Origin of the sequence: Streptomyces sp. NPDC096339, assembly GCF_044762985.1 — a bacterium.
Classification (GTDB): Bacteria; Actinomycetota; Actinomycetes; order Streptomycetales; family Streptomycetaceae; genus Streptomyces.
Genome location: NZ_JBIWFI010000005.1, coordinates 1 through 12,069, shown reverse-complemented (window position 1 = coordinate 12,069; position 12,069 = coordinate 1). Strand labels below are relative to the sequence as shown.

The 12,069-nt window shown below is 71.4% G+C and carries 12 protein-coding genes; 7 read left to right on the top strand and 5 right to left on the bottom strand.

Features of this window, described 5'->3' with window-relative positions; genetic code table 11:
- Positions 1 to 207: 207 nt before the first annotated feature.
- On the bottom strand, positions 208 to 825 hold the full coding sequence (locus tag ACIQ5Y_RS10115; protein WP_403877541.1) for an SMI1/KNR4 family protein: 618 nt from the start codon (positions 823 to 825) through the stop codon (positions 208 to 210).
- A 59-nt stretch (positions 826 to 884) separates the two neighbouring features.
- A complete protein-coding gene (locus ACIQ5Y_RS10110; RefSeq protein ID WP_403877539.1) occupies positions 885 to 1,253 on the bottom strand; it encodes a DUF192 domain-containing protein in 369 nt (122 codons plus the stop codon).
- Between the two features lie 262 nt (positions 1,254 to 1,515).
- Between ACIQ5Y_RS10110 and ACIQ5Y_RS10105 the strand changes: the two genes are divergently transcribed.
- Positions 1,516 to 2,298, top strand: coding sequence for a prepilin peptidase (locus ACIQ5Y_RS10105; RefSeq protein WP_403877536.1), 783 nt, complete (start codon positions 1,516 to 1,518; stop codon positions 2,296 to 2,298).
- Between the two features lie 131 nt (positions 2,299 to 2,429).
- Here ACIQ5Y_RS10105 and mgrA read toward each other — a convergent pair whose 3' ends face one another.
- Positions 2,430 to 3,467, bottom strand: coding sequence for an L-glyceraldehyde 3-phosphate reductase (gene mgrA / locus ACIQ5Y_RS10100; protein ID WP_403877533.1), 1,038 nt, complete (start codon positions 3,465 to 3,467; stop codon positions 2,430 to 2,432).
- Between the two features lie 134 nt (positions 3,468 to 3,601).
- Here mgrA and ACIQ5Y_RS10095 point away from each other — a divergent pair, with 134 nt between their 5' ends.
- From ACIQ5Y_RS10095 to ACIQ5Y_RS10075, 5 genes are all read left to right on the top strand, one after another.
- Positions 3,602 to 4,363: an isoprenyl transferase gene (locus ACIQ5Y_RS10095; RefSeq protein ID WP_403877530.1), complete on the top strand. Its 762-nt coding sequence runs from the start codon at positions 3,602 to 3,604 to the stop codon at positions 4,361 to 4,363.
- 361 nt (positions 4,364 to 4,724) lie between these two features.
- The gene (locus ACIQ5Y_RS10090; RefSeq protein ID WP_403877527.1) at positions 4,725 to 6,041 is read left to right on the top strand and encodes a PhoH family protein; all 1,317 of its coding nucleotides are present in this window, start codon (positions 4,725 to 4,727) and stop codon (positions 6,039 to 6,041) included.
- A gap of 425 nt (positions 6,042 to 6,466) precedes the next feature.
- Entirely contained in the window at positions 6,467 to 7,168 is a 702-nt protein-coding gene (locus ACIQ5Y_RS10085; protein ID WP_403877524.1) for a transglycosylase SLT domain-containing protein, read from the top strand.
- A 122-nt stretch (positions 7,169 to 7,290) separates the two neighbouring features.
- Positions 7,291 to 8,619: an AI-2E family transporter gene (locus tag ACIQ5Y_RS10080; protein ID WP_403877522.1), complete on the top strand. Its 1,329-nt coding sequence runs from the start codon at positions 7,291 to 7,293 to the stop codon at positions 8,617 to 8,619.
- On the top strand, positions 8,616 to 9,278 hold the full coding sequence (locus ACIQ5Y_RS10075; RefSeq protein ID WP_403877519.1) for a hypothetical protein: 663 nt from the start codon (positions 8,616 to 8,618) through the stop codon (positions 9,276 to 9,278). The genes ACIQ5Y_RS10080 and ACIQ5Y_RS10075 overlap by 4 nt, the downstream gene beginning before the upstream one ends.
- Before the next feature lie 380 nt (positions 9,279 to 9,658).
- Here ACIQ5Y_RS10075 and ACIQ5Y_RS10070 read toward each other — a convergent pair whose 3' ends face one another.
- Positions 9,659 to 10,198 (bottom strand): alkyl hydroperoxide reductase, encoded by a 540-nt coding sequence (locus tag ACIQ5Y_RS10070; RefSeq protein ID WP_403877517.1) that lies wholly within the window; start codon positions 10,196 to 10,198, stop codon positions 9,659 to 9,661.
- Between the two features lie 3 nt (positions 10,199 to 10,201).
- Positions 10,202 to 10,756 (bottom strand): peroxiredoxin, encoded by a 555-nt coding sequence (locus ACIQ5Y_RS10065; RefSeq protein ID WP_403877515.1) that lies wholly within the window; start codon positions 10,754 to 10,756, stop codon positions 10,202 to 10,204.
- A 183-nt stretch (positions 10,757 to 10,939) separates the two neighbouring features.
- Here ACIQ5Y_RS10065 and ACIQ5Y_RS10060 point away from each other — a divergent pair, with 183 nt between their 5' ends.
- Positions 10,940 to 11,866, top strand: a complete 927-nt coding sequence (locus ACIQ5Y_RS10060; protein ID WP_403877512.1) for a hydrogen peroxide-inducible genes activator — start codon at positions 10,940 to 10,942, stop codon at positions 11,864 to 11,866.
- Positions 11,867 to 12,069: the final 203 nt, after the last annotated feature.

Below are 12,069 nucleotides of genomic sequence, written 5' to 3'. Positions count from 1 at the left end.
TCTCTCCTGAAGGGGGGTGGGTTGGTTCCATTGGGGCAGCACTTGTGTTCAATGCTCCAACCCGTGCTTTTTCTTATTGTGTTTTCCGATATGTGATCCACGATATGGACGCGCGTAGACATGCCGAAAAGCCCGTTTCTTGATTTGAAACGGGCTGGAACCGGCCGGAGGCGGCGGGGCGGGGGCGGCGGGGGCGGGGAGGCGGAGCTAGTCGGCGAAGTCGCCGGCGTACGGGTCCGGCTCGCCGGTCTCCGGGTTGCGGCCCTCCTGCCAACGGCGCTGGGCCTTGTGCCAGTGCACGAAGCTGAGGTGGCCGCCGTCCCAGAAGGTGATGCTGACCGGGCTCACGTCGAACTCGTCGGAGCAGAGCCGGTAGAGGAATTCGGCCATGCCGTACGGGTGCACGGCGAAGGAGTCCGCGGTGTGCCGCCCGCAGACGAGGACCGGCCACCGGTCCGGGTCCGGGTCGGAGGTGAGCCAGCACAGGATGTCCGAGCCGCCGGTGACGCCCCAGGCGAGGATCGACTCCGGGTCCACGTCGAAGGCGGCCCGGCCGCCCTCGTCCTCCCAGATCTGGCGGGCGTTGGCCGTTTCCTCGGCCATCTCCGCCGGGGCCCACTGGAGTCCGGGCTTGGGGAGCGGAAGCAGGACGCTGGCCTCGCCGTTGATGGAGCCCGCGCCGAAGCGGCCCATGAACGCCACGAAATCGGCCGGGAACCGGGTCCCCCAAGCCGCCTCGGCCGCCCGCCAGTCGATGTCCTCGTCGGCCCCGTGCGTCGCCGGCATGATCTGCTCCAGCGCCTTGACCCGCGCGTTCTCCGTCATGCCGCTCCCCTGAGACCCCAGCTCAACCGCCCCAACCTACCGCCGCTGCGGGGCCTCGCCTAGCCGCGCGTGAGACGCCCGGATACGTCCGCCTTCACCGTCGTCCCGACCCGCAGGCCCCACCCGGCCATCGCCCCGGCCTCGGCCTCCAGGACGTGCCGGGAACGCGGCCGAGGCAGGCCGAGGCGGCCGGGGGGCATGGTGGTGACGGCGAGGACGCGCAGGTTCCGGTCGAGGTACGCCACGTCGATGGCGAACCGCATGCGGAAGGTGTGCACGCTCGCGGCGGGGGTGAGGAGCAGTGCGCCGGCGATCCCGTCCCGGCCGAGGAGTCCGCGGGTGCGGGCGCGGTAGGAGGCGGCGACCTCCAGCGGGACCCGGGTCCCCTCCACCGTGAGCGTGCCGTGTGCGTCCCGCCAGTTCGCCATACGGGTCAGGGTAGGCGGCCGGGGTGCCGCTGCGCGGGCCCTTCCCCACCCCGCTCCTTCCCGCACCGGGGGCTCCGCCCCCAGACCCCCGCGCCTCGAACGCCGGCCGGGCTGGAACGTCCAGCCCCGCCGGCGTTTGAGGCGACGGGCGCGCAGGCCCCGTACGGGGTCCGGGGCGGAGCCCCGGGGAACGGAGGAAGGGCGGGGTGGGCGGGGTGGGGAAGGGCCCGCGCAGCGGCCCCGTCGGCGCTACCGTCGCCGGATGGGTGTCGTCCTGATCGTCCTCGCCGCCGCGTACGGCGCCGCCGCCGGGCTGTTGCTCCCGCGCGCGGTGTACCGGTTCTCCGTCGAGCCGGGAGACCCCTGGCGGGACAGCTGCCCGCAGGGCCACCGGCTGCCCGGCTGGCTCGGCCCGGCCCGCTGCCGCCCGCCCGCGCGGCAGACGCCAGTGCGCGGGGCCCGGCCGGGTGGTGTGCCGCACGCGGGCGCGGCCCCGCACGCCTACGGGGGCCGGGGGGTGGCCGTCGCCGTGGTCGCCGGGGCCGTGTGCGCCTCGATCGCGGCGGCCGTCGGGGTGCGGCCCGAGGCGGGGGTGTACGTGGGGCTCGCCCCGCTGTTCGTGCTGCTCGCCCTCGTCGACCGGGCCGTGCACCGGCTGCCCGACGTACTGACCCTGCCGCTCGCCGCCACCGCCGCCACCGGACTCGCCGCGGCCGCCCTCCTGCCCCGCGCCGCGGGCGACTGGCGGGGCGCGCTGCTCGGGGGCGGCGCGCTCGGGGCCGCGTACCTCCTGCTGTTCCTGATCAACCCCGCGGGCATGGGCTTCGGCGACGTCAAGCTGGCGCTCTCGCTGGGGGTCGCTCTTGGGTGGTACGGGTGGGGGGTATGGGCCGCCGGGGCCTTCCTGGGCTTCCTCTACGGGGCCCTGTACGGCCTGCCGCAGGCGCTGAAGGGCCCGGAAGCCCGGAAGCGGGCCTTCGCCTTCGGCCCCTTCATGGCCGCCGGAGCACTCACCGGAGTGCTGCTGGGTGGTTTCGGAGCGTAATCGTGTCGCCGCAATGCACGCATCACGCTTTACGAAGGGTTATGGTGGAACCCCCCCCTCGGGCCGGTCCGTATCCCCCCCACGGACCGGCCCGTTTTTCGTTCTCCGGGCCGATCGGGCAAACCCGCAGGTCAGCTGCGCTGGGCCCAGATGTTCGTGCCGGGCGTGGACACCGCGAAGGAGTCGATCTCCTTCAGTTCGGCCTCCGAGAGCCGGTCTCCGGCCAGCGCCGCCACGTTTTCCTCCAGCTGCTTCACGCTCGACGCGCCGATCAGGGCCGAGGTCATCCGCTCGTCGCGCAGCACCCACGTCAGCGCCAGCTGGGCCAGGGACTGCCCCCGCCGCGCGGCGATCTCGCCCAGCCCGCCCAGGCGCCGTACGACGTCCTCCGACAGCAGCGCCGGGTTCAGGGACTTGCCCTGGCTCGCCCGCGAGCCCTCGGGGATGCCCTTGAGGTACTTGCCCGTCAGCAGCCCCTGCGCGAGCGGCGCGAAGGAGATGCAGCCCATGCCGGCCTCCTCCAGGGTGTCGAGCAGGCCGTCCTCCTCCGTCCAGCGGTTGATCATGGAGTACGAGGGCTGGTGGATCAGCGGCCGTACGCCCATGCCGCGCAGGATCCGGGCCGCCTCGGCCGTCTGCTCCGCGGTGTAGGAGGACACGCCGACGTACAGCGCCTTGCCCTGCTGGACCGCGGACGCGAGGGCGCCCATGGTCTCCTCCAGCGGGGTCTCCGGGTCGAAGCGGTGCGAGTAGAAGACGTCGACGTAGTCCACGCCCATCCGCTTCAGCGAGGCGTCGAGCGAGGCGAGCAGGTACTTGCGGCTGCCCCACTCCCCGTACGGCCCGGGGTGCATGTGGTAGCCGGCCTTGGTGGAGAGGATCAGCTCGTCGCGGAAGGGGGCGAAGTCCTGCGCGAAGATCTTCCCGAAGTTCAGCTCGGCCGAGCCGGGGGGCGGGCCGTAGTTGTTCGCCAGGTCGAAGTGGGTGACGCCGAGGTCGAAGGCCCGGCGGAGGATCGCCCGCTGGGACGCCAGGGACCTGTCGTCGCCGAAGTTGTGCCACAGGCCCAGGGAGATGGCCGGGAGCTTGAGGCCGCTGTGGCCGGTGCGCCGGTACTCCATGGAGTCGTAGCGCGAGGGTTCTGCCCGATAGGGATTGGTATCAGTCACGTTGTCCTCCCTATCACGGAGTTGTGACAGACCGAGTTGGGTACCCCCTCCCGGCGCGCAGTAATGTGGCCGCCTCGGGGGTGGGACCGCACCGTAATTCGCACGGGGGCATTGCACGGAGGGGCTGGAAGATCGTGAAGCTGCGCGACCTGGTGTACAGGCTCTACGCACGCCGGGTGGAAGGCCGCCTCGACCATGACGCGGCGCCCAAGCACATCGGCGTCATCCTGGACGGGAACCGGCGCTGGGCGAAGGCGTCCGGAGGCACGACGGAACAGGGCCACCAGGCCGGGGCCGACAAGATCTCCGAGATGCTGGGCTGGTGCACCGAGACGGACGTCGAGGTCGTCACCCTGTGGATGCTCTCCACCGACAACCTGGACCGGCCCGAGGTCGAGCTGCGCCCGCTGCTCAACATCATCGAGAACACCGTGCGGGGCCTCGCCGAGGACGGCCGCTGGCGCGTCCACCACGTCGGCAACCTCGACATCCTGCCCGCCCAGACGCAGACCGTGCTGAAGGAGGCCGAGCAGGCCACGCACGACATCGACGGGATACTCGTCAACGTCGCCGTGGGCTACGGCGGCCGCCAGGAGATCGCCGACGCGGTCCGCTCGCTGCTGCTGGAGCACGCGCAGAAGGGCACCTCCTTCGAGGAGCTCGCCGAGATCCTGGACATCGACCACATCGCCGAGCACCTCTACACGCGCGGCCAGCCCGACCCCGACCTGGTGATCCGCACCAGCGGCGAGCAGCGGCTGTCCGGATTCATGCTCTGGCAGAGCGCGCACTCCGAGTACTACTTCTGCGAGGTCTTCTGGCCGGCCTTCCGCAAGGTCGACTTCCTCCGCGCGCTGCGCGACTACGCGGCCCGCCACCGGCGCTACGGCACCTGAGGGCACCCAGGGGGCGTCCGGCCCCCCTGGCCCCCTGGCCCTCCCGGGGCGTCTGACGGCGCCTCGGGCCCCGTCATGCCCTCCCCTCGAACCCTTCACCAGGGATTCACCGAGCGTCCGTCATATGCCAAGGCATGGCCTGGCCTGATCGGGGAATATCCCTTTCAGGTCGATGCCCGATCCACGGGTGTCGAGTCTCAGCGGACGGCATGGGGTCGTCCGCCCGGGAGGCCCTTTGCACCAGGACGCACGTGCGGTTCGCACGGACGGAGTGGGAGGGCCGGAAATCGGCCCCGGCATGGGTGCCGATGACCGGTCCGGTCTTCATGGCCCGACCTCTTCCGAGGGGGTACGTCCTTCCGTGGTGACCAGCACAAAGCGCCGCCTGCCCGACAGGCGGACCTACGTCCTCGACACCAGCGTCCTGCTGGCAGACCCCAACGCGATCAAGCGGTTCGAAGAGCACGAGGTCGTGCTCCCGATCGTGGTGATCACCGAGCTGGAGGCCAAGCGGCACCATCCCGAACTCGGCTACTTCGCTCGCCAGGCCCTGCGCCTGCTCGACGACTTCCGGGTTCGCTACGGTCGCCTCGACGCCCCCATCCCGCTGGGCGATCTGGGCGGCACCCTGCGCGTCGAGCTCAACCACTCCGACCCGGGTGTCCTGCCCGCAGGCTTCAGGCTGGGGGACAACGACTCGCGCATCCTCGCCGTCGCCCGCAACCTCCAGGCCGAGGGCTACGACGTCACGGTGGTCTCGAAGGATCTCCCGCTGCGCATCAAGGCCTCCTCGGTGGGCCTGCTCGCGGAGGAGTACCGCGCCGAGCTCGCGATCACCGATGCGGGCTGGACGGGTATGAGCGAGCTCTCCCTGTCCGGGGAGCAGATCGACCTCCTCTACTCCGAGGACCGGCTCTACGTGCCGGAGGCCGCCGAACTGCCCGTGCACACCGGACTGGTCCTGCAGTCCGAGCGCGGCAAGGCGCTCGGCCGGGTCACGGCCGACGGCAACGTCAAGCTCGTACGGGGCGACCGCGAGGCCTTCGGGCTGCACGGCCGCAGCGCCGAGCAGCGCATCGCGCTCGACCTCCTCCTCGACCCCGAGATCGGCATCATCTCCATGGGCGGCCGGGCCGGCACCGGCAAGTCGGCGCTGGCGCTGTGCGCGGGCCTGGAGGCGGTGCTGGAGCGCAGGCAGCACCAGAAGGTGATGGTCTTCCGGCCGCTGTACGCGGTGGGCGGCCAGGACCTGGGCTATCTGCCCGGGGACGCCTCCGAGAAGATGAGCCCCTGGGCGCAGGCGGTCTTCGACACCCTCTCGGCGGTGGCCGGTAAAGAGGTCATCGAGGAGGTGCTGAACCGCGGGATGCTGGAGGTCCTGCCGCTCACGCACATCCGCGGCCGCTCGCTCCACGACGCGTTCGTCATCGTGGACGAGGCCCAATCGCTGGAACGGAACGTCCTGCTGACCGTTCTGTCCCGGATCGGGGCGAATTCGCGGGTCGTTCTCACCCACGACGTGGCCCAGCGGGACAACCTCAGGGTCGGCCGGTACGACGGAGTCGTCGCCGTGGTCGAGAAACTGAAGGGGCATCCGCTCTTCGCGCACGTCACGCTGACCCGCTCCGAGAGGTCCCCGATCGCGGCCCTCGTCACCGAGATGCTCGAATCGCTGTAAGGAGACCGAAGGAGCACAGAGGGGTAAAACGCCCATAGCGGGAAAGTGAGTTGGCGCCGCCCGGCAAAGGCCCGAGAGCCTAGCCGGGCGGCGTCGTGCTGCACAGGCCTTTGGCCGAATCGACGGCAACAACCCAGGTGTGACCTTTCCCACGCAACGGAGAATTGCCTTGCGGCGTGGCGTTCCGGCAGAGTCTGGTTTCCGTCAGGCCCCGCATACGGCACACCTGTACCTCCCGTGAGGTACGCGCAACACCACAACTCCACAGTCGATTGCCGTATGCCGCCCGGAGTTTCAAGCGGCAGCCCCCGTGAGGGAGCTGCCCACGGGCCGGCGCCTCCAGTGACCCAGGAACCACGGAGGCCAGAGTCGAGGGCAATATTGCGCCCGCGCGGTCACTGCGGACGCTGCTGGAAGGACACCGTGTGAGCCGGATCTCGGTCCGGGGGTTCGCAGTGGCTTCGGCCACCGCGGTCACCACCGTCGGCGCAGTCGTGGGCGTTGCCGCCGGCGACCCCTCGAACGACCTCGAAACGACAGCGTCCGGCGCCACTCTCCTCACCGACATCCCGGTCGGCGACCAGGCGTCGGTTCAGAGCGGGTCCCTGACCCAGCAGGCCGACACCATCGCCCACGCCGCCGACGCCGACGCCAAGCGCTCGGCGGAGGAGGCCGCCCGCGTACAGGCCGCCGAGGACGCCAAGTCCAAGAAGGCCGCCGCGGAGAAGGAGAAGGCGGACGCCGACGCCAAGGCCAAGGCGGACCGCGAGGCGAAGGACGTGGCCAGCCGCTCCGCCGCCCGCGACGCCGGCGACTTCGCGCCGCAGAGCTCCTACACGGTCGCCCAGGTCAAGGACATCGCCCGGCAGATGGTCCCGGCCGGTCAGTTCCAGTGCTTCTCCAACATCATCAACCAGGAATCCACCTGGAACTACAAGGCCGTGAACTCGTCCTCGGGCGCGTACGGTCTGGTCCAGGCGCTCCCGGGTTCGAAGATGGCCTCGGCCGGAGCGGACTGGCGCACCAACCCCGCGACGCAGATCAAGTGGGGCCTGAACTACATGAACGACCGGTACGGCAGCCCCTGCGCCGCCTGGAACTTCCACCAGAACAACGGCTGGTACTAGGCCGGCGAGGTCGCCGCACCCCCTGCTCAACCCCGAGGAGCCCCACACCGTCATACGGTGCGGGGCTCCTCGCGTGTACGGTCTTTCGAGGTGTGACCACGGGGCGGGGGGAAGGGAAAGAGATGTCGAAGAGGGCAGGCTGGCTCGGTCGGCTGGGGCGCAGGCTGAACCGGATGGAGGCGGCGCTCGACGAGCGGCGCGCCGAGATCGCGGCGGAGGCGAGGGGCGACCTGCCGGGCCGCGTCGCACCCGGGCCCGGCCCCGGCCCGGCGCCGGAGCGCGCACAGGCGCCGGCCGCCGTCGCCCTGCCCGAGCGGCCCGACCCGGTGAGCGTGGTCCCGTGGGGCATGCGCGTGGCCGCCGAGGTCAGCTGGCGGCTGCTGCTCCTCGCCGGGATGCTCTGGGTGCTGATGAAGGTGATCAGCGAAGTGCGCCTGGTCGTCCTCGCCTTCGCCGCCGCCATGCTCGTCACCGCGCTGCTCCAGCCCTTCGTGGTCCGGCTGCGCCGGCTCGGCATGCCGCGCGGACTGGCCACCGCCGTCACGGCGATCCTGGGCTTCGTGATCATCGGGCTCGTCGGCTGGTTCGTGGTCTGGCAGGTCATGGAGAACCTCGACGACCTGTCCAACCGGGTCCGCGAGGGCATCAACGAACTCAAGACCTGGGCACTGGACAGTCCGTTCCACGTGACCGAGAAGCAGATCAACGACATCGCGAAGAACCTCAGCGAGACCATCGGCACCAACACCGAGCAGATCACCTCCGCCGGCCTGCAGGGCGTGACGGTGCTCGTCGAGGTCCTGACGGGCATGCTGCTCGCCATGTTCTCCACGCTCTTCCTGCTCTACGACGGCAAGAAGATCTGGACCTGGGTGCTCGGCCTCGTCCCGGCCACCGCCCGGCCCGGTATGGCGGGCGCCGGACCGCGCGCCTGGCGCACGCTGACCGCGTACGTGCGAGGCACCGTGCTCGTCGCGCTCATCGACGCCGTCTTCATCGGCCTCGGGCTCTACTTCCTCGACGTGACGATGGCCGTGCCGCTCGCCGTCTTCATCTTCCTGTTCGCCTTCATCCCGCTCGTCGGCGCGGTCATCTCCGGCGCCCTCGCGGTGGTCGTGGCGCTGGTGACGCAGGGTCCGGTCATCGCGCTGGCGGTGCTGGGCGTGGTGCTCGCGGTGCAGCAGATCGAGGGGCACGTGCTCCAGCCCTTCATCCTGGGCCGGGCGGTACGGGTCCACCCGCTCGCGGTGGTGCTGGTCGTCGCGGCCGGCGGAATGATCGCGGGCATCGGCGGAGCGGTGGTCGCCGTGCCGCTGGTGGCCGTCACCAACACGGTGGTGGTCTACCTGCGGGCGTACTCGCGCGAGCAACTGCACCCCGCCGTCGCCCCGGTCGGCCCGTCGCCGCACGGCGCGACGGCCGTCGGTGTCACGGACGGCCCGCAGGCGTGATCGGCGAGCCCGAGCTCGACGGCGAGTGGCGGGGCGGGCCTCCGGCCGACGAGGCGCAGCCCGAGGCTCTCCGGGAACCCGTGGGGCGCCGGCCGTGGCTGTGGGCGCTCGGCGGGGCCGTGCTGGCCTCGGCGGTGTGGGCCGGGGCACTGGCCGCGCAGGATCGATTCGCCGCCGCGCCGAGGATCTCGTACCGGCACTCCGAGGACCTTTGCAAGGAAGCGCCGCTGAAGGTGCTCGGCTCCCTGGCCGGGGGATTCGAGACGGGGATGCGCCGTCATGGTGAGAGCCCCAACCTGGACTGGTCGTTCTGCACGTACAACTCGATGCGGATCGAGGGCAGGGCCAGCTACCAGGGTGAGGTGCAGGTCGACCTGCACAAGAAGACGGACCCCGGCCCGGAGTTCGGCGTTGGGCCCGGCCGCAGCCTCTACTCGGTGCCCGGAGAGCCGGAGGAGGTCCCCGGTCTCGGGGAACGGGCGCTGATCAGTGGGGAGACGACGGAACCGCAGCTCAAGGTGCTCGACGGCGGCGCGGTCTTCACGCTCACCGTCCAGTGGTGGGGCGAGGACGATGTCACCGACGTGGACGAGGTCGCCCTCAAGTCGGCGATGGTCGAGGACATGAGGGCGCTGCTGACGGCGCTGCGCAAACGCTGAACGCCGGATTCGCCGGGTGCGGCGCCACGGCCGGGGGCGCTACCCCCGGACTCCGGGTCCTCAAACGCCGGACGGGCTGGAACTGTCCTGCAGGCCATCCGGTTCCGCCTGGTGGACGGCAGCGGCCACATCCAGCCCCGCTGGCGTTTGAGGCGCGGGGGCGGGGGCGGAGCCCCCGGAACGGTGGAAGGGCGGGTCGGGGAGCTCCGCGCAGCGGGCTTGTGCCGGGCGGGGTCTGCGCCGGGCGGGCCCGAGCGGGGCGGGGCCCGGGGACGTGTGGCTCGCCGCGACCGAACGGACAGGGGCCCCGCGGCCGGACAACGGCGGCGGGGCCCCTGGACTGCGCACGGGTGCCGGAGGACCGGACCGCGTACGGGTGACTACTCGGCGGCCAGGGCCGCTTCCGCGTCGAGGGTGACGGCGACGGCCTGGATCACCGAGGCGATCTTGAAGGCCTCCTGGACCGTCTCGCGGTCGAGGCCGTGCTTGCGCAGGACCTGCTCGTGCGAGTCCAGGCACTGGCCGCAGCCGTTGATCGCGGAGACCGCGAGCGACCACAGCTCGAAGTCGACCTTCTCCACGCCCGGGTTGCCGATGACGTTCATCCGCAGGCCCGCCCGCAGGTTGGCGTACTCCGGGTCGGAGAGCAGGTGGCGGGTGCGGTAGAAGACGTTGTTCATCGCCATGACCGCGGCGGCGGACTTGGCGGCGGTGTACGCCTCCGGCGACAGGACCGCCTTCGCCTCCGGCTCCAGCTCACGCAGGACGATCGGGGAGCGGGCGGCGATCGCGCAGGACAGGACCGTGCCCCACAGCTGCTGCTGGGTGAGGGTGTCCTGGTTGCCGATGACCGAACCGAGGTTCAGCTTCAGGTCCTTGGCGAAGTCCGGTATGGCGGACTTGAGGGAGTCGAGGGACATCGCTCACTCACCGGCCAGCAGGGCGCCGGCGTCGAGGGTGGTCTCGCCCTTGTTCCAGTTGCAGGGGCACAGCTCGTCGGTCTGCAGGGCGTCGAGGACCCGCAGGACCTCCTTGGGGTTACGGCCCACGGAACCGGCGGTCACCATCGAGAACTGGATCTCGTTGTTCGGGTCCACGATGAAGACGGCACGCATCGGCAGGCCGTCCTGGCCCAGGATGCCGAGGTCGCCCGACAGCTCGCGCTTGATGTCGGACATCATCGGGAAGGGCAGGTCACGCAGGTCGGCGTGGTCCTTGCGCCAGGCGTGGTGCACGTACTCGGAGTCGAGCGAGAAGCCGAGGATCTGCGCGTCGCGGTCGGCGAACTCCTCGTTCAGCTTGCCGAAGGCGGCGATCTCGGTCGGGCAGACGAAGGTGAAGTCGAGGGGCCAGGCGAAGACGACCTTCCACTTGCCCTCGTAGGTCTTGTGGTCGATCTGCGCGAACTCGCTGCCCGCTTCGAGCGAGACGCAGGCGGTCAGGTCGAAGGTGGGGAACTGGTCGCCGACAGTGAGCACGCGCTCTCCTTGCAGAAGGGAAAGAGCCCTTTTTGGGGGATTTCCGAAGGGGTTGGACGGATCTCACATGCTGACACACCGGCATTGATTAAAGAAATAGCTACTCTTGCGGCAGGTGATCGGAGGTGCCTATCAGTGGCTGTGGGCGGCGTGGGTGGCGTGGGTAACAGGGGAGCGAAGCCGGTGAAGCAGCCGACGCTCGCGCAACTGCGCGCCTTCGCGGCGGTCGCCGAGCACCTGCACTTCCGGGACGCCGCCGCGGCGATCGGCATGAGCCAGCCCGCGCTCTCCGGGGCCGTCTCCGCGCTGGAGGAGGCCATCGGCGTGCGGCTCCTGGAGCGGACCACCCGCAAGGTGCTGCTGTCGCCCGCGGGGGAGCGGATCGCGGCGCGTGCGCGGGTGGTGCTGGACGCCGTGGGCGGGCTGATGGAGGAGGCCGAGGCCGTGCGCGCGCCGTTCACCGGGATCCTGCGGCTCGGGGTGATCCCCACGGTGGCGCCGTACCTGCTGCCGACCGTGCTGCGGCTCTTCCGCGGGCGCTACCCCGGGATGGACCTCCAGGTGCACGAGGAGCAGACGGCCTCGCTGCTGGAGGGACTGGCCGGCGGGCGGCTCGACCTGCTGCTGCTCGCGGTGCCATTGGGGGTGCCGGGGGTCACCGAACTGCCCCTCTTCGACGAGGAGTTCGTCCTGCTGGCACCCCGGGAGCACGAGCTGGCGGGGCGCCGGGACCTACCGCTGGAGGAACTGCGCGGCCTACAGCTGCTGTTGCTGGACGAGGGACACTGCCTGCGCGACCAGGCCCTCGACATCTGCCGCGAGGCGGGGCGGGCCTCGGGCACGGACGTCACGACCACCGCCGCCGGGCTGTCCACCCTCGTACAACTGGTCGCAGGGGGACTCGGGGTGACGCTGCTGCCGCGGACCGCGCTGCGGCTGGAGACGACGCGGAACGAGCGGCTGGCCACCGGGTACTTCGCGGAGCCGGCGCCGTCGCGGCGGGTCGCCTTGGCCATGCGGACGGGGACGGCGCGGCAGGGGGAGTTCCGGGCCGTCGCCGCCGCCCTGCGGGAGGCGGTGCGGCTCCTGCCGGTGTCCCTGGTGGACTGACCCGGCCGAGCCGCCGCCGGGCTCCCGCCGCCGGGCTCCCGCCCTGGGCCGGGGTCGGCGCGGCGGCCGCCACCGGTGGCCTGCCTCGGGGGCCCTGCCGACCCGGGTGCGGCGCCGTTGCCGGGGCTCCGCCCCGGACCCCGGGGGGGCGCCCCCCCCCCGCCGGGGGGGGGGGGGGGGGGCGGCCGCCCCCCCCCCCCCCC

Bases quoted from the DNA above. Each gene is read 5' to 3' on its own strand.
- ACIQ5Y_RS10105 (WP_403877536.1), top strand. From the start codon at position 1,516: ATGGGTGTCGTCCTGATCGTCCTCGCCGCCGCGTACGGCGCCGCCGCC.
- ACIQ5Y_RS10080 (WP_403877522.1), top strand. From the start codon at position 7,291: ATGTCGAAGAGGGCAGGCTGGCTCGGTCGGCTGGGGCGCAGGCTGAAC.
- ACIQ5Y_RS10115 (WP_403877541.1), bottom strand. From the start codon at position 825: ATGACGGAGAACGCGCGGGTCAAGGCGCTGGAGCAGATCATGCCGGCG.
- ACIQ5Y_RS10110 (WP_403877539.1), bottom strand. From the start codon at position 1,253: ATGGCGAACTGGCGGGACGCACACGGCACGCTCACGGTGGAGGGGACC.
- ACIQ5Y_RS10070 (WP_403877517.1), bottom strand. From the start codon at position 10,198: ATGTCCCTCGACTCCCTCAAGTCCGCCATACCGGACTTCGCCAAGGAC.